Consider the following 18,210-nt stretch of genomic DNA (forward strand, 5'->3'; position numbering starts at 1 on the left):
AAAAGGGCCGGTGCCCGGAGCCATCGCACTCCGCGCACCGGCCCTTTCGTCTTTTCCGATTCACGATTCCAGCATCACGGCAATCACGAATCGGAGACGGATGATATTCCCCGATACTCAAGGATGTCGGAATAGGTGACGAGTTCGACGTTGCCCATGCGCCGCGCAAGTTCCCCGCACCCATCGGTGAATCCCGACTTGGAGAACAGGTACAGACGCGTCCGGGTGTATCGGAACAGCCGGCTGCGATGATCGAGCAGTTCCAAGACTCCGACATCGACCGGCTCGTTGGTCCATTTGCACTAGGCACCGCAAATTAGTCGACCATACTTTAGTCGAGTACGATTGACTAAAGTATGGTCGACTAATTTGCATGACGAATCAGCATCCCGGTTCACGATTTTCAAGGTCTATGGAATCGTGAACTGGAACCGAACGGAATCGCGCATGTGCGTTCCGCGGGAACGGCGGATTCCCAAGGAACCCCGTGTTCATATGAACAGGTTCCCGGTTCACGATTCGCCAAGCCTCAAAATCGTGAACCGGGAAACCCAAAGGGGCTGGCCCCCGGAGCCATCACGACCCCGGGAACCAGCCCCTACCTTATCGACCTACCTTATCGACCTACCCGATCAGGCGGCGAAGTAGTCGACGCCGGCCTCGAAGATCGGCTGGACCTTGTCGCCGGGCACGTTCACGTACAGGCCGTTGCCGGAACGCTCCGAATGGCCCATCTTGCCGAACACGCGTCCGTCCGGGCTGGTGATGCCCTCGATGGCGAGCATCGAACCGTTCGGGTTGACGTCCAGGTCCATGCCGGGCACGCCGGCCTCGCTCACGTACTGCGTGGCGATCTGGCCGTTGGCCTTGAGGCGCGCGAGCGTCTCGTCGGAGGCGACGAAACGGCCCTCGCCGTGCGAGATGGCGACCGTGTGCACGTCGCCCACGGAGGTCTTCGCGAGCCACGGGGACAGGTCGGAGGCAACGCGCGTGCGCACGAGACGGCTCTGGTGGCGGCCGATCGTGTTGAACGTCAGCGTCGGGCAGGTCGCGTCCATGTCGACGATGTCGCCGAACGGCACCAGGCCCAGCTTGATGAGCGCCTGGAAGCCGTTGCAGATGCCGAGCATGAGGCCGTCGCGGTTCTTCAGCAGGTCGCGCACCGCCTCGGTGACGGCGGGGGCGCGGAAGAACGCGGTGATGAACTTGGCGGAGCCGTCCGGCTCGTCGCCGCCCGAGAAGCCGCCCGGGATCATCACGATCTGGCTCTTGCCGATTTCCTCGACCAGCTTGGCGGTGGACTCGGCCACCGCGGCCGGCGTGAGGTTGTTGACGATCAGCGTGTGCGCCTCGGCGCCCGCGCGTTCGAACGCGGCGGCCGAATCGTACTCGCAGTTGTTGCCCGGGAACACGGGGATGATGACGCGTGGGCGCGCCACGCCGGAGCCGACGTACACGGTCTTCTTCACACCGGCCTCGGCCGCGTGGAAGTCGATGGTCTCGACGGTCTCGGTCTTCTCCGCGCCGTGGGAACGGTACGGGAACACGGATTCGATGCCGCCCTCCCACGCGTCCTGCGTGGCCGCGAGGCCCAGCGTCTCGCCGGCGGCCGTGAACTCGTAGGCTTCGGTGGTCACGCCGATCTCGCCGACCTCGACCAGGTTGGAAACGGCCGGGATCTTCTCGTTGTCCTTGAGCTCGACGATGAACGAGCCGTACGCCGGCTTGAACAGGTCGTCGAGCGCGATGCCGTCGTTGAGCGCGACGCCGATGCCGTTGCCCACGGTCATCTTGAACAGCGCCTCGGCGGTGCCGCCGTAGCCCGGCGTGGAGACGGCCAGCGCGGTGCCGAAGTCGGTGAGCTCCTCGACCAGGCCGAACGCGTCGAGCAGCGCGTCCTTGTCCGGCGTGAGGCCGTCGGCCAGGTAACGCGGCGCGATGCGCACGATGCGGTGGCCGGCACCCTTGAACTCGGGGGAGGTGGCGCGCTTCATATTGCCCACGGCCACGGCGAAGGAGATCAGCGTCGGCGGCACGTCGAGATCCTCGAACGAACCGGACATGGAATCCTTGCCGCCGATCGCGCCGGCGCCGAGGTCGATCTGAGCCATGAGCGCGCCGAGCACGGCGGCCATCGGCTTGCCCCAGCGTTCCGGCTCGTCGCGCAGCTTCTCGAAGTACTCCTGGAAGCTCAGGTACGCCTTCTCATGCTCGAAGCCGGCGGCGACCAGCTTGGCGAGCGATTCGACGACGGACAGGTAGGCGCCGGTGAACTGGTTCTTCTCCATGATGTACGGGTTGAAGCCCCACGCCATCGCGGAGGCGGTGGTGGTCTCGCCGAACACGGGGAGCTTGGCGACCATCGCCTCGTTCGGGGTGAGCTGCTTGACGCCGCCGAACGGCATGAGCACGGTGCCCGCGCCGATCGTCGAGTCGAAGCGCTCCGACAGGCCCTTGTTGGAGGCCACGTTGAGGTCGGTGACGAGCGCGTGCATGCGCTCGGCGAACGTGCCGGTGGTCCACGCGGCGGGCACCTCGTACGCCTGCTGCGCCTCGATGTGCACGGCCTGGTGCTTCGGCGCGCCGTTGGAGGCGAGGAACTCGCGGGTGAGGTTCACGATCTCGTCGCCGTTCCAGGTCATCACCATGCGCGGGTCCTCGGTCACGGTGGCGATTACCGTCGCCTCGAGGTTCTCCTCGCGCGCGTAGCCGAGGAACTCCTCGACGTCTTCGGCGGCGACGTCCACGGCCATGCGCTCCTGCGATTCGGAGATCGCCAGCTCGGTGCCGTCGAGACCCTCGTACTTCTTCGGGACGGTGTTGAGGTCCACGTACAGGCCGTCGGCCAGCTCGCCGACCGCCACGGACACGCCGCCCGCGCCGAAGTCGTTGCAGCGCTTGATGAGACGGCACGCGTCGCCGCGGCGGAACAGGCGCTGCAGCTTGCGCTCGACCGGCGCGTTGCCCTTCTGCACCTCGGCGCCGTCGAGTTCCAGCGATTCGACGTTGTGGGCCTTCGAGGCGCCCGTCGCGCCGCCGATGCCGTCGCGTCCGGTGCGTCCGCCGAGCAGGATGATCTTGTCGCCGGGGGCCGGGGTCTCGCGGCGCACGTGGTCGGCCGGGGTGGCGGCCACGACCGCGCCCACCTCCATGCGCTTGGCCACGTAGCCCGGGTGGTAGATCTCGTCGACCTGGCCGGTGGCGAGACCGATCTGGTTGCCGTAGGACGAGTAGCCGGCGGCCGCGGTGGTCACGAGCTTGCGCTGGGGGAGCTTGCCCTCCAGCGTCTCGGAGACCGGCACGGTCGGGTCGGCGGCGCCGGTCACGCGCATCGCCTGATACACGTAGGAACGGCCCGACAGGGGGTCGCGGATGCAGCCGCCGATGCAGGTGGCGGCGCCGCCGAACGGCTCGATCTCGGTCGGGTGGTTGTGGGTCTCGTTCTTGAACAGGAACAGCCAGTCCTGCATCTCGCCGTCGACGTCCACCTTCACCTTGACGGTGCAGGCGTTGATCTCCTCGCTCTCGTCGAGACCGGTGAGGATGCCGTTCTTCTTGAGCCACTTCGCGCCGATCGTGCCCATGTCCATCAGACACAGCGGCTTGCCCTCGCGGCCGAGCTCGCGGCGCAGCTCGAGGTAGCGCTCGAACGCGGCCTTCACGACCTCGTCGTCGATGGCGACGTCGGTCAGGATCGTGCCGAACGTTGTGTGGCGGCAGTGGTCGGACCAGTAGGTGTCGATGACCTTGATCTCGGTGATCGTGGGTTCGCGGCCCGCCTCGGCGAAGTACTTCTGGCAGAACTTGAGATCCGCCAGGTCCATGGCGAGACCGCGCTCGTCGATGAACTTCTGGCCGGCTTCGGCGTCCATCTCGTTGAAGCCGGCGATGACCTCGACCTTGCCGGGCGTCGGCACGGCGGTCTTCAGCGTCTCCTTGACGTCGAGGGACGCCTCGCGCGCCTCGACCGGGTTGATGACGTAATGCTTGATCGCCTCGACGTCCGCCTCGGTCAGGTCGCCTTCGAGGGCGTACAGCTTCGCGGAGCGCACGGTGGGGCGCTCACCCTGCGAGATGAGCTGGATGCATTCGCTGGCGGAGTCGGCGCGCTGGTCGAACTGGCCGGGCAGGAACTCGGTGGCGAACACCTTCGCCGCGCCGAAGTCCGGCAGGTCGTTGGTCACGTCGTCCACCTGCGGCTCGCTGAACACGGTGGGCGTGGCCTGGGCGAACAGCTCGGCGCTGATGCCCTCCACGTCGTAGCGGTTCACGATGCGCACGGACTTGAGGCCGGCGATGCCGAGGATGGTCTTCAGCTCGCCTGCGAGCTGCTGCGCCTCGACGTCGAAGCCGGGCTTCTTCTCCACGTACACGCGGAAAACCATGAGGGTCCTTTCGTTATCAGGTTCTTAAACGGGCTGGGATGGGGAGTGATATGAATATGGCCCCCGCCGGCGGGGGGCTGTCCGCGAAGCGGACTGGGGGTGGTCTTCCGGTTCGTTCCCGGACAGCCACCCTCAGTCAGCCTGTGGCTGACAGCTCCCGCCGGCGGGAGCCAACGGTGTCACTCGGCGCGTTCGACGCCTTCGGCCTCGGCCAGCTTGACCAGACGGCCATAGATCTCCTCGTACGCGGGGATGATGTTGCCCAGGTCACGGCGGAAGAGGTCCTTGTCGAGGTGTTCGATCTTGCCGGACTTGTCCTTGAGGTCCCACAGGCGGCAGGTGTCCGGGGTGATCTCGTCGGCGAGCAGGATGGTGCCGTCGGAGGTCTTGCCCTCTTCGATCTTGAAGTCGACGAGCTGCACGTCGATCTTGGAGAAGATGTCCTTGAGCGCCTCGTTGACGGCGCGGGCGATGCGGGAGATCTCGGCGAGCTCCTCCTCGGTCACGAGGCCGAGCGCGATGAGGCCGTCGTCGTTGATGAACGGGTCGCCCAGATCGTCGGACTTCACGCAGAACTCGAGGATCGGCTTCTTGAGCGGGGTGCCCTCCTCGACGCCGTAGCGCTTGGCGAAGGAGCCGGCCGCGGTGTTGCGCATGATGATCTCAAGCGGGAACATGTCCATCTTCTTGACCAGCTGCTCGGTGTCGGACAGACGCTTGATGAAGTGGCTCTCCACGCCGCGCGCCTTGAGCAGGTCGAAGATGACGGAGGTGATGTGGTTGTTCAGGTTGCCCTTGCCCTCGATCTGGGCCTTCTTCGCGCCGTTGCCGGCGGTCGCCTGATTCATGTATTCGACCCACAGCACATCGGGGTCGTCGGTTGCGTACATCTTCTTGGCCTTGCCCTTGTAGAGCATTTCCAGTTTCTCCATTACTCGCCTTTCAGGAGTGGAATATCTGGGTGAACTAACGGTAAAAGGGTACCAATCGCCGGCTACATGCAACACACGACCGCGGCATGGTCACCGCCGGTGGGATCATCTCCGCGCCGAATCGCCTCCGGCGAGACGGGGAGTGCGGAGAGTACGCCCTTACCGCACCTCGATGTCGAGCGCGTCGGCCACGTGCGCGGCCTTGGCACGCGCGTCGGCTTCGCTCTCGCCGATCGCCAGCGCGACGGCCATGCGGCGATGACCGTGCACCTCCGGCTTGGCGAAGACGCGCAGGTCGGTGCCGGGCTCGGCGAGCGCGCCCGCCAGATTCGAGAATTCCGCCTCGCCGTCGCCCGCGACCACGATCGCATGGCTGGCCGCGACGGAGCCCTCCGGCAGCGACAGCGCGACGTGCCCCGCCGTAACCGGCAGACCGAGGACCGCGCGCGCGTGCAGCGCGAACTCGCTCAGGCGCTGCGAGGCCATCGTCACCATGCCCGTGTCGTGCGGGCGCGGCGAGACCTCGTTGAATAGGACCGAACCGTCGGTCAGTACGAACAGTTCCACGCCGAACACGCCCCAACCGGTCTCGCCGCTCGCCTGCGCCTTCGCGACCAGTCCCTCGACGGCCGTGCACGCGATGAGACCGGCCTGCGCGAGCACCTCCTCGGACGAGGTCGCCGGCTGCCAGGATTCGCGGTAGTCTCCCGACTCCTGACGCTGCCCGATCGGCGCGCACGTCACGATGCCGGCGCTCGACGAGACCGTCAGCACGGTCAGCTCGTAGTCGAGCGGCGCCAGCGCCTCGACGATCACGCGCGACACGTCGCCCTCGCCGGCGGCGCGACGGCCCTCTTGCGCCTCCGTCCACGCGGCGTCGATCGCATCGGCGGAACGTACGATGGACTGGCCGTGACCGGACGAGCTCATCACCGGCTTGACGACGCACGGGTATCCGACCTTGTCCGCGCCGGCACGCAGCTCCTCCAGGGAACCCGCGAAACGGTACGGCGTGGTCGGCAGTCCCAACTCCTCATGCGCGATGACGCGCAGGCGCTCGCGGTCCATGCAGATCGCCGCAATCTCGGCGCTCGGCACCACCTGCACGCCACGTGCGGCCGCGTCGGCCAGCTCGGACGTGGCGATCGCCTCCACCTCGGGTACGACGATGTCCGGCCTGACCTCATCGAACAGGGCCTTGAGCTCGTCGGCGTTCGCCATGTCGAGCACGCGCGCCTCATGCGCCACCTGCTGGGCCGGCGCACCCGCGTAGGAGTCCGCGGCGCACACCCACGCGCCCAGACGCATCAGTTCGATCGTCACCTCTTTGCCGAGCTCGCCCGAGCCGAGGAACAGCACGCGCGTCGGATGCGCGCCCAGCGGCGTGCCCAGCACTCGGTCGGAAGCGGGGGAGTGGGAATCGGACAGGGAATCAGGGGAAACATTCACGCTATCGGTCATGCGTCACATTCTCCCATCGTGTCCCGATACGCCGTGCCGTCGCGTGTCCCGCCGCGCCGGCACGACATGTTCATCCGATGTGCGTCCGCTGATAACCCTCCATAAACACCGTGTATAGACACGCCGTTGCCATGCGCCGGTCCGCGGCGTACCTTGAATACCACCGATCGGTTGGGAATAAACGATCGGGCCAACGTTTCCTGAAGGGGAAGAAGGGAGTTGGGACATGGGGAAAGGGAATCCGTCGCCCGCGGGGAATCCGATCGCGGATCTGATCTCACGCAGGGCGGCGGCGCTCCCTCCGAACCCGTTCGCTCAGGCGGACGCGCGCACCGCCGCCGCGATTCGCGCCGGGCATGACGTCATCGACCTGTCCAAAGGCAATCCCGACGGCGCGCCTCCCGTGTTCATGCAGGACGCGCTCGCCCACGCGGCGCACGACCCGTCCCTGTTCCGCTATCCCGCATTCGACGGCATCCCCGCCTATCTCGACGCCATCGCGTACTGGTACGACACGCGTCACGGCGTCACGCTCGACCCGCGCACGCACCTGCTCGCCACCGCCGGCGCGTCGGTGGGCATCGCCACCGTCATCGAAGCGCTCGTCGACGAAGGCGACACTGTCGTGGCCGTCGACCCGTACTATCCGCAATACGAGGGCTCCACCGCCGTCGCGAAGGGGCGTTTCGTGACGATTCCCGCGGACCCGGCCCACGGCTACCTGCCCGATCTCGACGCCGTCTCGCCGCGTCTGTGGGACGAGGCGAAACTGCTCATCCTCAACTATCCGAACAATCCGACCGGCGCGGTCGCCACGCCGGAATTCTATGGGCATGTCGTCGCGCTCGCCCACGCGCATCGGTTCGCGGTGATGAACGACTTCGCCTACGCGGGCATCGAATTCGGCAGCGAACCCTCTCCCAGCATTCTTGAGGTGCCCGGCGCGTCCGACGTGGCCGTGGAGCTCGGCTCGCTGTCGAAGATGTTCATGGTCGCCGGGTGGCGAGGCGGCTGGATCGCCGGCAATGCCGACATCCTCGCCGCCGCGAAGGCCGTCCATCAGCAGACCACCGTGCTCGCCTCCAGCGTCGTGCAGCAAGCCGGCGCGGTCGCGCTGAGCGGCGACCTGCGGTCCGTGACGGCGCTCGGTGCAAGCTACGGACACCGCGCGCAGGTGCTCGCCGACGGGCTTCGCGACGCGGGAATCGACGTGGCGCCGCCGCGCGGAGGACTGTTCCTGTGGGCGCGAGTGCCGGACGACTTCCGTGCGTCGGATGGAGGCGTGTCGGACGGAGACACGTCGGATGGAGGCGTGTCGGACACGTTCACCGCATGGCTCATCGAACACGCGGGCGTGGCGGTCATGCCCGGATCGTGCTTCGGCCCCGCATCGGACGGATTCGTGCGCCTCAGTCTGCTGAAACCTGAACGCGACCTCTATCAGGCGGTGTCGCGCATCACGCACGCGCTGGCATAGACTGGAGCAATGCGTGAACAGGAGAATGCTGAGGAGTTCGGGAAGACGTCGATCGTCGAGGAGGACATCGACCGCCCGCTGACGATCGCGCTGGTGGTCGACACGGTCGGCAACCAAGGCAACGGCACATCGAATTCGGCGCTTCAATGGGCGGCCGAACTGGAACGGCAAGGGCATCATGTGCGTCTCGTCGGTGTCGGCGCGCCCGATTATCCGGCCCGCGTCAACCGGGTGCCGCTCGTCTCGTGGGTGGCGGCCAAACAGCAGATGCAGTTCGCCGAACCGAGCGACACGCTGTTCCGTACCGCGTTCCAGGGTGTGGACGTCGTCCACATCTACATGCCGTTCAAATTCGGGCGTCGCGCCGCGAAGATCGCCCGCCAGATGCACATCCCCGTGACCGCCGGATTCCATCTGCAACCGGAGAACGTCCTGTATTCCGCGGGACCGCTGCGCTACATCCCCGGCATGGAGAAGTTCCTCTACTGGCTGTTCCGCCAATGGCTGTACAAGCGCGTCGACCATATCCACACGCCCACCGAGATGACCGCGAGCCTGCTGCGCGAACACGGCTACAAAGGCACAATGCATGTAATCTCCAACGGGTATTCGCCGCGATTCACCGCGCGTAAGCCGCTCGACTCGGACGCGCCTGCGCACGTGCCGTTCCGCGTCGTCGCGTCCGGGCGTCTCGCCCATGAGAAGGACCAGATCACGCTCATCAAGGCGATCTCGATGAGCCGGCACGCCAGCGACATCCAATTGGTGATCGCCGGCACCGGTCCGCTCAAACGCTATCTCACGTTCCGTGCGAACCGTCGCCTCAAGCGCAAGGCGGATATCGGCTTCCACCGCAACGCCGACATGCCGGCGCTGCTGCGTTCATGCGACCTGTTCGTGCACTGCTCGATCGCCGACATCGAATCGGTGAGCGTCATCGAGGCGATGGCGTGCGGACTCGTGCCGGTGATCGCCGCGTCCGAACTGTCCGCGGCGAGCCAATTCGCGCTGACGGACGCCTCGCTGTTTCCGGTGCGCGACGCGGCGATGCTCGCGCGCCGCATCGACTGGTGGATCGACCATCCGGACGAGCTCGCGCGGTGGGGCGAGATTTACGCCGAGCACACGCGCGAGCATTATTCGGTGGAGGCGTCCGTCCACCGGTTCGTCGACATGGAACGCGAGGCGATCGCTACAGCAGGGCGATAAGCCGATCGGTCTCCTCGTCCGTGGTCGCCCAGCTCGTGCAGATGCGCATCACCGTGTGCGTGTCGTCCGCCTTTTCCATGAAGCCGAGACGCACGTCGCGCTCCAGACGTTCGATCGTCGGCTTGTCGAGCGTGATGAAGATCTGGTTGGTGGGCGCCTCGAACGTGAGCGTGTAGCCCTTCTCGCGCAACGCGGCGCGGATGCGGTCCGCCTGCACGTTCGCATTGCGGGCGATGCGGAAGTAGAGATCGTCGGTGAACAGCGCATCGAACTGCGCGCCGAGCAGGAAGCCCTTCGCGAGGAGGGCGCCATGCTGCTTGATCTCGGTAAGGAAATGCCGCGGGGCGGTGGAAAGCGTGTCGCGGTTCGCGAACACGACCGCCTCGCCGAACATCGCGCCGACTTTCGTGCCGCCTATATAGAAAACATCGGCGATGGCGGCGAGCTCGGGCAGGGTCATGTCGCAGCCGGTCGCGGTCAGCCCGTAGCCGAGACGCGCGCCGTCGACGAACAGGGGCATGTCGTAGCGGTGCGCGACGTCGGCAATGGCCTGCAGCTCGGATTTCGCGTAGACCGTGCCGTACTCGGTCGACATGGAGACGTAGACGGAACCGGGGAAGACCATGTGGTCATGGTTGCCGTCAGCGTAGAAGGTTGCGCAGTATTCATCGAGCTCGTGAGGGTCCATTTTGCCGTCGTGGTGGGGGAGCGTGAGCACCTTGTGACCGGAGTATTCGATGGCGCCCGCCTCGTGCACGTTCGGGTGGCCGGATTCGACGGCGACGACGCCCGCATACGGCGGCGTGATCGCGTCGATGACGACCTGGTTGGCCTGCGTGCCACCGACCAGGAACCAGATGTCGGCGTCCGGCAACTCGCATGCCTCGCGGATGCGCGTTTTGGCGCGCTCGCAGATCGGGTCGGAGCCGTAGCCGGGGTAGAGGCCGTCGTTGAGGCGCGTGATCGCGTCGATGACCGCCGGATGGGCGGCGCGGGAGTAATCGTTCTCGAAAGAAAGCATGATGACGAGTGTAGGGCGTGGGGCGTTCCTATCGGGGCGTTACGCTCGACATTCGTCTGCGGACTGTACTTCCGGATGCCGGCCGTGTCTCGTGGTATCGGATTCGCGGTATCGGATTCTCGGATTCGGGGTGATGGGCTGTAGGCCGATGCTTCGCTGAAAACAAAAGACCCCCCGAGGTTTTCCTCGGGGGGTCTTAGTGGGGTGGCTAACGTGGCTCGAACACGCGACCTTCTGAACCACAATCAGATGCTCTACCAACTGAGCTATAGCCACCATTGTTCTCGACCCGCTTGCGCCGGTCGGCAACGAGTGAATACAATACAGGACTTTTCGCCGTTGTCCAACTACGGCGTGTCGCTCTTGATTTCAAGGGTTGGGGTCAAATCGGACGGTCGTGGTGTGGCGGGCGATTGTTCGGTCGTTCATGTGGATGCCGTTCGTGGAGCGGCATCCATGCGGGATCTGTCGCTCGGATGTCCGGCGTATATCCGGTCATGGCCGGCGGCAGGCCGTGGCGGTACGGCGGGTCTGTGGCTTGGCCGTGCGGCCGTGTTCGCTTACGCGCATTCGACGCTTGCCGTCCGGTGTGGTCGCGCATGCCGCAGGCTTGCCGTGCCGCAGGCCTGCTGCATCAACCGCTCGCATGTGCACATGGCAACGGTCACATTGTTCGTTTATGTTCATTTCAATAATGACGGCGAGCCTTACTGCTTATTGGTATTTCGGCGTGTCGCCTTACATGCGATGTTCGGTTTTTGGTATACTTCCAAGTGAAGGCCGGAGTTTAAGATCGGCCGGGAATCCGGCAGGTCGCAACGAAGCGCAGAAAGCCGTAAGGCCGCAGGCGCAACGCCTTCGAACTGATAATTGAACAGCGATCGATGGTGAATTCACCGAGGTGCGGCATGGAAGCACGGCGCAGGCGCCGGACCGCGAAGCAAACACGTGTACTGGTTAATGAGTGGTTCATCATTGCAAGGAGGCCGCGCAAGGTGGCGCGGCGAAACAGATAGCGTACCATCGCCTCCTTCCCCATTACAGATGGCTCCCCGGAACTTCTTCCCTTCGGTTCCGGGGAGCCATCTTCTTGTTGTCGGGCGTATTCTTCGGAGTAGACACTTCGAAGTAGCGGGATTCTTCGCTTTGATGGTTCTTCGGGTTATAGGCAAAATGTGTGTCCAGCGGTCTAGTCGTTCTTCGTATTTTGTCGTGTATGTCCCATGCGGCTCCATGCGGCTCCGGCGGCTCCGGCCTTCGTTTCGGCACCGCGTTCTTCGACCTGTGGGTGCCGGTATGTCCCTTGCGGCTCCGGCCTTCGTATTTCCCTCCCGCTGGCGGGGGCGACGTGCACGAGCCGCGCTTCTTTTTTCCCTCCCGCTGGCGGGAGGTGGCGCGTAGCGCTGGAGGGTGGCCCACGGGAGGGTGGTCGCATGCAGGCGGTTCGTGGGAGGGCGGACGCGTGCAGGCGGGGCGACCCCGCATTCGTCCCATCGTCCCGCATCGTCATTGTCCGCCGTCGAAAAGGGACAGGCCTGAAGGTCCTCCGGCGTTACGCGATGGGAAACCGGACCGGGGTCCATGGAATCCGATGCGGCGTCTTGGGATTCCGGCTCCCGTGTCGCCCGTCGGGCCGGCCCGTGGCCCGGAGCCGTCGCTTCCGTCCCGGTAGGTGGCCGCCGTATCCGCTCCGGCAGGTGGCCGCCCCGGTAGGTGGCCGCCGTATCCGCTCCGGCGGGACGATATCCGCTTCGGCGTCACAAATCCCGGAGATGAGCGGCTTCGTCCGGGATTTATGACGCTGGGAGCTGGTCAGCGTCACAAATCCCGGAGAACGAGCCCATCATCCCGACAGCGGGACGCTGAGCCGCTCTCAGCGTCACATATTCCGGAGAATGGCCCCGTCGTCCGGGATTCCTGACGCTGAGTTCCGCGCTCAGTGTCCCGGATTCGGGAGATGAGCGGCTTCGTCCGTAACCCGGGACGCTGAGCCTCTCCCAACGTCCCGGATTCGGGAGATGAGCGGCGTCGTCCGGGATTTGTGACGTTGACCCGCTCTCAGCGTCAGTAATCCCGGACGATAGGGCTGTTCTCCGGGATTTGTAACGCTGGTGGCGAACTCCTGGGGTGATGCGGTGGGCGGCCTTCGGGCCGGGGGCGTTCTCGGGCCGGGGGCGTTCTCGGGCCAGGGGGTGTTCTCGAGTTCCACTCGCTGTGCCGTTTCGTGCCGCGGGGCGCGGCGATGCTCCACTTACGACACGCGGAATCCATGCCGTGAGGCGGTCGTAGGGGTGACGGCGCTCCACAACGGCATGTGGGGATCGTGTTGTGGAGCGGCGGTGCGCCACAACACGGCCGTGAGAGGCGGTTCGTGGGAGTCGTGGCGCGATTTGAGGGCCCGTCCGCTCCACGACGTGCGGTGGGAGCGATACCGGCGGCTGTTGTGGAGCGGGCCCGCTCCACAACAGGGACGGAACCCGGGGTTCCGGGGAGTTGTGGCGCACTTTACGGGCCGGGAACGCCGAAAATGGTGGTTTGTACGGGACAAGCGGCGGGATGCCGCTCCACAACAGGCTCTCCGGCACGTATTGTGGAGCAGGACCGGATGGGACGCGGGTTCGGGAGCCACGCGCCGCGCGCATCCGCAGCACGCGCCCCGAAAACGGCCGGCCCCATTAACCGAAACGGCCGTCCCATAACCGAAACAACCGAATCACGACCGAAACAACCGGATCACGACCGAACGACTAGCCCGGCAGTGACGAACGCATCGGACTCCGGCCCGTGACCACCCTCCGGCGCTGCGCGCCACCTCCCGCCAGCGGGAGGGGAAGAAGAGGACGACGGTCGCATGATTCGGCACCACTCCCACGCGACCGCCCTCCGACACCACACCGCCTCCGGCCCGTGGCCACCTTTCGGCGCTACGCGCCACCTCCCGCCAGCGGGAGGAAGATAACGATCATCCCGCCGCGCATCGCGACCTGGCCGTCACCCCGCCGGCGGGAGGAAGATGACAATCACAACCGCACGGCCATACACACCACCAGGCGAAGAACCGGATGCCGTATGTCGTCAGCGTGTCGTTGTCCGGGCGGTCCGTATTATGGATATTCGTGTGTGCCAGCGGTACGCCTTATGTGACAGGGGTACGGCGCTGGGATATCCCGTGAATCGCATGGATCGCGCGCAGCAATGCGGCGGCGAGAGATGAACGGGCCATCGGGCCGGTGGGCAGTGGCTGACTTTCCGATTCGGAACAGGTTCCGGATGCAAGGGAAAGTGTGGCTCACGGTGCTGCGGGCCTCACGGAACCAAGAGATAACACTGAATCGGAGAATTCAAGTTGCCTACTATCGAACAGCTCGTCCGTAAGGGACGTTCGCCGAAGCCGAAGAAGTCGAAGACTTTGGCGCTGAAGGGCAGCCCGCTGCGTCGCGGCGTGTGCACCCGTGTCTACACCACCACCCCGAAGAAGCCGAACTCGGCGCTTCGTAAGGTCGCCCGTGTCCGTCTGTCCTCCGGCATCGAAGTCACCGCCTACATCCCGGGCGAGGGCCACAACCTGCAGGAGCACTCCATCGTGCTCGTGCGCGGCGGCCGTGTGAAGGATCTGCCGGGCGTGCGCTACCACATCGTGCGTGGCGCGCTCGATACCCAGGGTGTCAAGGACCGCAAGCAGGGTCGTTCCCTGTACGGAGCAAAGAAGGCGAAGTAAGAGATATGTCACGTAAAGGACCCGCTAAGAAGCACGTCGTGCTGCCCGATCCGATCTACGGCTCGACCGTCGTCGCGCAGCTGATCAACAAGATCCTCCTGGACGGCAAGAAGTCCATCGCCGAGGACATCGTCTACTCCGCGCTCGACATGGTCAAGGAGAAGACCGACCAGGAGCCGGTCGCCGTCCTCAAGCGCGCGCTGGACAACATCCGCCCGTCTCTCGAGGTGCGTTCCCGCCGAGTCGGCGGCGCCACCTACCAGGTGCCGGTCGAGGTCAAGCCGAACCGCGCCAACACGCTGTGCCTGCGCTGGCTGACTGACTTCTCCCGCGCCCGTCGCGAGAAGACCATGGCCGAGCGTCTCGCCAACGAGATCCTGGACGCCTCCAACGGCCTCGGCGCTTCTGTCAAGCGTCGCGAGGATACTCATAAGATGGCAGAGGCCAACAAGGCCTTCGCCCACTACCGCTGGTAATCACTCGCCTGAGGAAGACTAAGGATAAAGATGGCTGCAGAGCTTTCGGACCTTCATTTCGTCCGCAACATCGGCATCATGGCCCACATCGATGCCGGTAAGACCACCACCACCGAGCGCATCCTGTACTACACCGGTAAGAACTACAAGATCGGTGAGACCCACGATGGCGCCTCGACGATGGACTTCATGGCGCAGGAGCAGGAGCGCGGCATCACGATTCAGTCGGCCGCCACCACCTGCTTCTGGAGCCGTCAGTCCCACGACACCAAGGAAAAGTTCCAGATCAACATCATCGACACCCCGGGCCACGTGGACTTCACGGCCGAGGTGGAGCGCTCCCTGCGCGTGCTCGATGGCGCCGTCGCCGTCTTCGACGGCAAGGAGGGCGTGGAGCCGCAGTCCGAGACCGTGTGGCGTCAGGCCGACAAGTACGGCGTGCCGCGCATCTGCTTCATCAACAAGATGGATAAGCTCGGCGCGAACTTCTACTACTCCGTCGACACCATCAAGGAGAAGCTGGGCGCGACCCCGATCGTGATGCAGCTGCCGATCGGTGCCGAGAACGACTTCACCGGCGTCGTCGACCTGGTCGAGATGGTGGCCTACGTGTGGAACGGCACCGACAACCTCGGCGCCAAGTACGACACCACCGAGATTCCGGCCGACCTGAAGGACAAGGCCGACGAGTACCACGAGCAGCTGGTCGAGGCCGCCGCCGAGGCGAACGACGACCTGATGAACAAGTTCTTCGAGGACGGCGAGCTGTCCAAGGAGGACATCCGCGCGGGCGTCCGCCAGCTCACCATCGAGAAGAAGGCCTTCCCGGTCTTCTGCGGTTCCGCCTTCAAGGACAAGGGCGTTCAGCCGATGCTGGACGGCGTCGTCGACTACCTGCCGTCCCCGGAGGACGTGCCGGCCATCCAGGGCTTCGAGCCCGGCGACGAGTCCGTCGAGATCGACCGCAAGCCGACCAAGTCCGATCCGTTCGCGGCCCTCGTCTTCAAGATCTCCACCCACCCGTTCTACGGCAAGCTCGTGTTCGTGCGCGTCTACTCCGGCTCCGTCAAGCCGGGCGACAACGTGCTCGACTCCACGCGCGGCAAGAAGGAGCGCATCGGCAAGATCTTCCAGATGCACGCCGACAAGGAGAACCCGGTCGACGTGGCCGACGCCGGCAACATCTACACCTTCGTGGGTCTGAAGAACGTCACCACCGGCGACACCCTGTGCGCCATGGACGCTCCGATCTCCCTCAACTCGATGACCTTCCCGGATCCGGTGATCCAGGTCGCCGTCGAGCCGAAGACCAAGGCCGACCAGGAGAAGATGGGCATCGCCCTCGCCAAGCTGGCCGAAGAGGATCCGACGTTCCAGGTCACCACGGACGAGGAGTCCGGCCAGACCCTGATCGCCGGCATGGGCGAGCTCCAGCTCGACATCATCGTCGACCGCATGCGTCGCGAGTTCAAGGTCGAGTGCACCCAGGGCAAGCCGCAGGTCGCCTACCGCGAGACCATCCGCAAGGCCGTCATGGACCAGGGCTACACGCACAAGAAGCAGACCGGTGGTTCCGGCCAGTTCGCGAAGGTCCTGATGAACTTCGAGCCGCTCGAGACCACCGAGGGCAAGACCTTCGAGTTCGAGAACGCCGTCACCGGCGGCCACATCTCCCAGGAGTTCATCCCGTCCATCGAGGCCGGCGTCAAGGAGGCCATGGAATCCGGTATTCTCGCCGGCTTCCCGGTCGTGGGCGTCAAGGCCACCGTCACCGACGGCCAGATGCACCCGGTCGATTCCTCCGAAATGGCCTTCAAGCTCGCGGGCTCCATGTGCTTCAAGGAAGCCGCCCCGAAGGCGAAGCCGGTCATCCTCGAGCCGATCATGGCCGTGGAAGTCCGTACCCCGGAGGACTACATGGGCGAAGTCATCGGCGATCTCAACCAGCGCCGTGGCAACATCCAGTCCATGACCGACGCCACCGGCGTCAAGGTCATCGACGCCAAGGTCCCGCTGTCCGAGATGTTCGGCTACATCGGCGACCTCCGCTCGAAGACCCAGGGCCGCGCCATGTTCACCATGCAGATGGACTCCTACGCCGAGGTGCCGAAGAGCGTCTCCGACGAGATCATCAAGGCCCAGCGCGGCGAGTGACACGCGTAGCTACGTTGATTTGCGCCACGTCTCCAGTCAGCGGTAATATCGTGTACCGCTGACTGGGTTCTGGCTCCTTTCAATGTGGCACGAAACCCAGAAACCCAGTAAACCTACGAAACGTCCAGGAGGACAAAGTAATGGCAAAGGAAAAGTACGAGCGTACTAAGCCGCACGTTAACATCGGCACCATCGGCCACGTCGATCACGGCAAGACGACCCTGACCGCGGCCATCTCCAAGGTTCTGCACGAGGAGTACCCGGATGTCAACCCGGAGTATGACTTCAACCAGATCGATTCCGCTCCGGAAGAGGCCGCCCGCGGTATCACCATCAACATCGCCCACATCGAGTACCAGACCGCGAAGCGTCACTACGCTCACGTGGACTGCCCGGGCCACGCCGACTTCGTGAAGAACATGATCACCGGTGCCGCCCAGATGGATGGCGCCATCCTCGTGGTCGCCGCCACCGACGGCCCGATGGCCCAGACCCGCGAGCACGTCCTGCTCGCCCGTCAGGTCGGCGTCCCGAAGATCCTGGTCGCCCTGAACAAGTGCGACATGGTCGACGATGAGGAGCTCATCGAGCTCGTCGAGGAAGAGGTCCGTGACCTCCTCGACGAGAACGGCTTCGATCGTGACTGCCCGGTCATCCACGTCTCCGCTTACGGTGCGCTGCACGACGACGCTCCGGACCACGAGAAGTGGGTTGAGCAGATCAAGAAGCTCATGGACGCCGTCGACGAGTACATCCCGACCCCGGTCCACGACCTCGACAAGCCGTTCCTGATGCCGATCGAGGACGTCTTCACCATCTCCGGCCGTGGTACCGTCGTCACCGGCCGTGTTGAGCGTGGCCAGCTGGCCGTCAACACCCCGGTCGAGATCGTCGGCATCCGCCCGACCCAGAACACCACCGTCACCTCCATCGAGACCTTCCACAAGACGATGGACTCCTGCGAGGCTGGCGACAACACCGGTCTGCTCCTCCGTGGCCTCGGCCGTACGGACGTCGAGCGTGGCCAGGTCGTGGCTGCTCCGGGCTCCGTCACCCCGCACACCAAGTTCGAGGGTGAGGTCTACGTCCTGACCAAGGATGAGGGTGGCCGTCACTCGCCGTTCTTCTCCAACTACCGTCCGCAGTTCTACTTCCGCACCACCGACGTCACCGGCGTCATCGAGCTGCCGGAAGGCGTCGAGATGGTCCAGCCGGGCGATCACGCGACCTTCACCGTCGAGCTGATCCAGCCGATCGCTATGGAGGAGGGCCTGACCTTCGCCGTGCGTGAGGGTGGCCACACCGTCGGCTCGGGCCGTGTCACCAAGATCCTCGCCTGATTCCCATCAGAGAGATCTTCAAGACGCGCTTGAACTA

The 18,210-nt window shown here is 64.9% G+C and carries 13 protein-coding genes and 1 tRNA gene; 7 read left to right on the top strand and 7 right to left on the bottom strand.

Annotated features, from left to right (window positions below; genetic code table 11):
- Positions 1 to 83 precede the first annotated feature (83 nt).
- From BSTEL_RS03005 to purT, 4 genes are all read right to left on the bottom strand, one after another.
- Positions 84 to 266: a hypothetical protein gene (locus BSTEL_RS03005; protein ID WP_051922802.1), complete on the bottom strand. Its 183-nt coding sequence runs from the start codon at positions 264 to 266 to the stop codon at positions 84 to 86.
- Positions 267 to 632: 366 nt separating this feature from the next.
- A complete protein-coding gene (locus BSTEL_RS03010; RefSeq protein ID WP_034526968.1) occupies positions 633 to 4,385 on the bottom strand; it encodes a phosphoribosylformylglycinamidine synthase in 3,753 nt (1,250 codons plus the stop codon).
- A gap of 179 nt (positions 4,386 to 4,564) precedes the next feature.
- Entirely contained in the window at positions 4,565 to 5,317 is a 753-nt protein-coding gene (purC, locus tag BSTEL_RS03015; protein ID WP_034526971.1) for a phosphoribosylaminoimidazolesuccinocarboxamide synthase, read from the bottom strand.
- Positions 5,318 to 5,476: 159 nt separating this feature from the next.
- Positions 5,477 to 6,778 (bottom strand): formate-dependent phosphoribosylglycinamide formyltransferase, encoded by a 1,302-nt coding sequence (gene purT / locus BSTEL_RS03020; protein WP_051922803.1) that lies wholly within the window; start codon positions 6,776 to 6,778, stop codon positions 5,477 to 5,479.
- Between the two features lie 226 nt (positions 6,779 to 7,004).
- On the opposite strand from purT, the gene BSTEL_RS03025 reads away from it, so the two are divergent.
- Together BSTEL_RS03025 and BSTEL_RS03030 are read left to right on the top strand one after the other, a co-directional pair.
- Positions 7,005 to 8,255 carry a pyridoxal phosphate-dependent aminotransferase gene (locus BSTEL_RS03025; RefSeq protein WP_034526974.1) on the top strand — a complete coding sequence of 417 codons (1,251 nt, stop codon included), beginning with the start codon at positions 7,005 to 7,007 and terminating at the stop codon, positions 8,253 to 8,255.
- A 9-nt stretch (positions 8,256 to 8,264) separates the two neighbouring features.
- Positions 8,265 to 9,464, top strand: a complete 1,200-nt coding sequence (locus BSTEL_RS03030) for a glycosyltransferase (protein WP_034526977.1) — start codon at positions 8,265 to 8,267, stop codon at positions 9,462 to 9,464.
- Here the strand turns inward: BSTEL_RS03030 and BSTEL_RS03035 are convergent.
- Both BSTEL_RS03035 and BSTEL_RS03040 read right to left on the bottom strand, forming a co-directional pair.
- Positions 9,448 to 10,485 (bottom strand): threonine aldolase family protein, encoded by a 1,038-nt coding sequence (locus BSTEL_RS03035; protein WP_034526979.1) that lies wholly within the window; start codon positions 10,483 to 10,485, stop codon positions 9,448 to 9,450. The genes BSTEL_RS03030 and BSTEL_RS03035 overlap by 17 nt on opposite strands.
- A 200-nt stretch (positions 10,486 to 10,685) precedes the next feature.
- Positions 10,686 to 10,761, bottom strand: a tRNA-His gene (locus BSTEL_RS03040).
- On the opposite strand from BSTEL_RS03040, the gene BSTEL_RS12050 reads away from it, so the two are divergent.
- Positions 10,735 to 11,262: a hypothetical protein gene (locus tag BSTEL_RS12050; RefSeq protein WP_156963141.1), complete on the top strand. Its 528-nt coding sequence runs from the start codon at positions 10,735 to 10,737 to the stop codon at positions 11,260 to 11,262. The genes BSTEL_RS03040 and BSTEL_RS12050 overlap by 27 nt on opposite strands.
- 10 nt (positions 11,263 to 11,272) lie before the next feature.
- Here the strand turns inward: BSTEL_RS12050 and BSTEL_RS12055 are convergent, their stop codons facing one another.
- Positions 11,273 to 11,509, bottom strand: coding sequence for a hypothetical protein (locus tag BSTEL_RS12055; RefSeq protein WP_156963142.1), 237 nt, complete (start codon positions 11,507 to 11,509; stop codon positions 11,273 to 11,275).
- A 2,322-nt stretch (positions 11,510 to 13,831) separates the two neighbouring features.
- Between BSTEL_RS12055 and rpsL the strand changes: the two genes are divergently transcribed.
- The 4 genes from rpsL to tuf all read left to right on the top strand — a co-directional run bounded on the left by rpsL (position 13,832) and on the right by tuf (position 18,173).
- Positions 13,832 to 14,203, top strand: a complete 372-nt coding sequence (gene rpsL / locus BSTEL_RS03045) for a 30S ribosomal protein S12 (RefSeq protein ID WP_003825774.1) — start codon at positions 13,832 to 13,834, stop codon at positions 14,201 to 14,203.
- 5 nt (positions 14,204 to 14,208) lie between these two features.
- Positions 14,209 to 14,679, top strand: a complete 471-nt coding sequence (rpsG, locus tag BSTEL_RS03050) for a 30S ribosomal protein S7 (RefSeq protein ID WP_034526982.1) — start codon at positions 14,209 to 14,211, stop codon at positions 14,677 to 14,679.
- A gap of 30 nt (positions 14,680 to 14,709) precedes the next feature.
- A complete protein-coding gene (fusA, locus tag BSTEL_RS03055; RefSeq protein ID WP_034526984.1) occupies positions 14,710 to 16,833 on the top strand; it encodes an elongation factor G in 2,124 nt (707 codons plus the stop codon).
- 140 nt (positions 16,834 to 16,973) lie between these two features.
- Complete coding sequence (gene tuf, locus BSTEL_RS03060) at positions 16,974 to 18,173, top strand: elongation factor Tu (protein ID WP_034526986.1); 1,200 nt, start codon at positions 16,974 to 16,976, stop codon at positions 18,171 to 18,173.
- Positions 18,174 to 18,210 lie beyond the last annotated feature (37 nt).

Source organism: Bifidobacterium stellenboschense (assembly GCF_000741785.1).
GTDB classification, from domain to species: Bacteria; Actinomycetota; Actinomycetes; order Actinomycetales; family Bifidobacteriaceae; genus Bifidobacterium; species Bifidobacterium stellenboschense.

What these genes read in the sequence shown, in the direction of transcription:
- BSTEL_RS03010 (WP_034526968.1), bottom strand. Translation starts at nt 4,385, where the DNA reads ATGGTTTTCCGCGTGTACGTGGAGAAGAAGCCCGGCTTCGACGTCGAG.
- purC (WP_034526971.1), bottom strand. Translation starts at nt 5,317, where the DNA reads ATGGAGAAACTGGAAATGCTCTACAAGGGCAAGGCCAAGAAGATGTAC.
- purT (WP_051922803.1), bottom strand. Translation starts at nt 6,778, where the DNA reads ATGACCGATAGCGTGAATGTTTCCCCTGATTCCCTGTCCGATTCCCAC.
- BSTEL_RS03025 (WP_034526974.1), top strand. Translation starts at nt 7,005, where the DNA reads ATGGGGAAAGGGAATCCGTCGCCCGCGGGGAATCCGATCGCGGATCTG.
- BSTEL_RS03030 (WP_034526977.1), top strand. Translation starts at nt 8,265, where the DNA reads ATGCGTGAACAGGAGAATGCTGAGGAGTTCGGGAAGACGTCGATCGTC.
- BSTEL_RS03035 (WP_034526979.1), bottom strand. Translation starts at nt 10,485, where the DNA reads ATGCTTTCTTTCGAGAACGATTACTCCCGCGCCGCCCATCCGGCGGTC.
- BSTEL_RS12050 (WP_156963141.1), top strand. Translation starts at nt 10,735, where the DNA reads ATGCTCTACCAACTGAGCTATAGCCACCATTGTTCTCGACCCGCTTGC.
- BSTEL_RS12055 (WP_156963142.1), bottom strand. Translation starts at nt 11,509, where the DNA reads ATGGTACGCTATCTGTTTCGCCGCGCCACCTTGCGCGGCCTCCTTGCA.
- rpsG (WP_034526982.1), top strand. Translation starts at nt 14,209, where the DNA reads ATGTCACGTAAAGGACCCGCTAAGAAGCACGTCGTGCTGCCCGATCCG.
- fusA (WP_034526984.1), top strand. Translation starts at nt 14,710, where the DNA reads ATGGCTGCAGAGCTTTCGGACCTTCATTTCGTCCGCAACATCGGCATC.
- tuf (WP_034526986.1), top strand. Translation starts at nt 16,974, where the DNA reads ATGGCAAAGGAAAAGTACGAGCGTACTAAGCCGCACGTTAACATCGGC.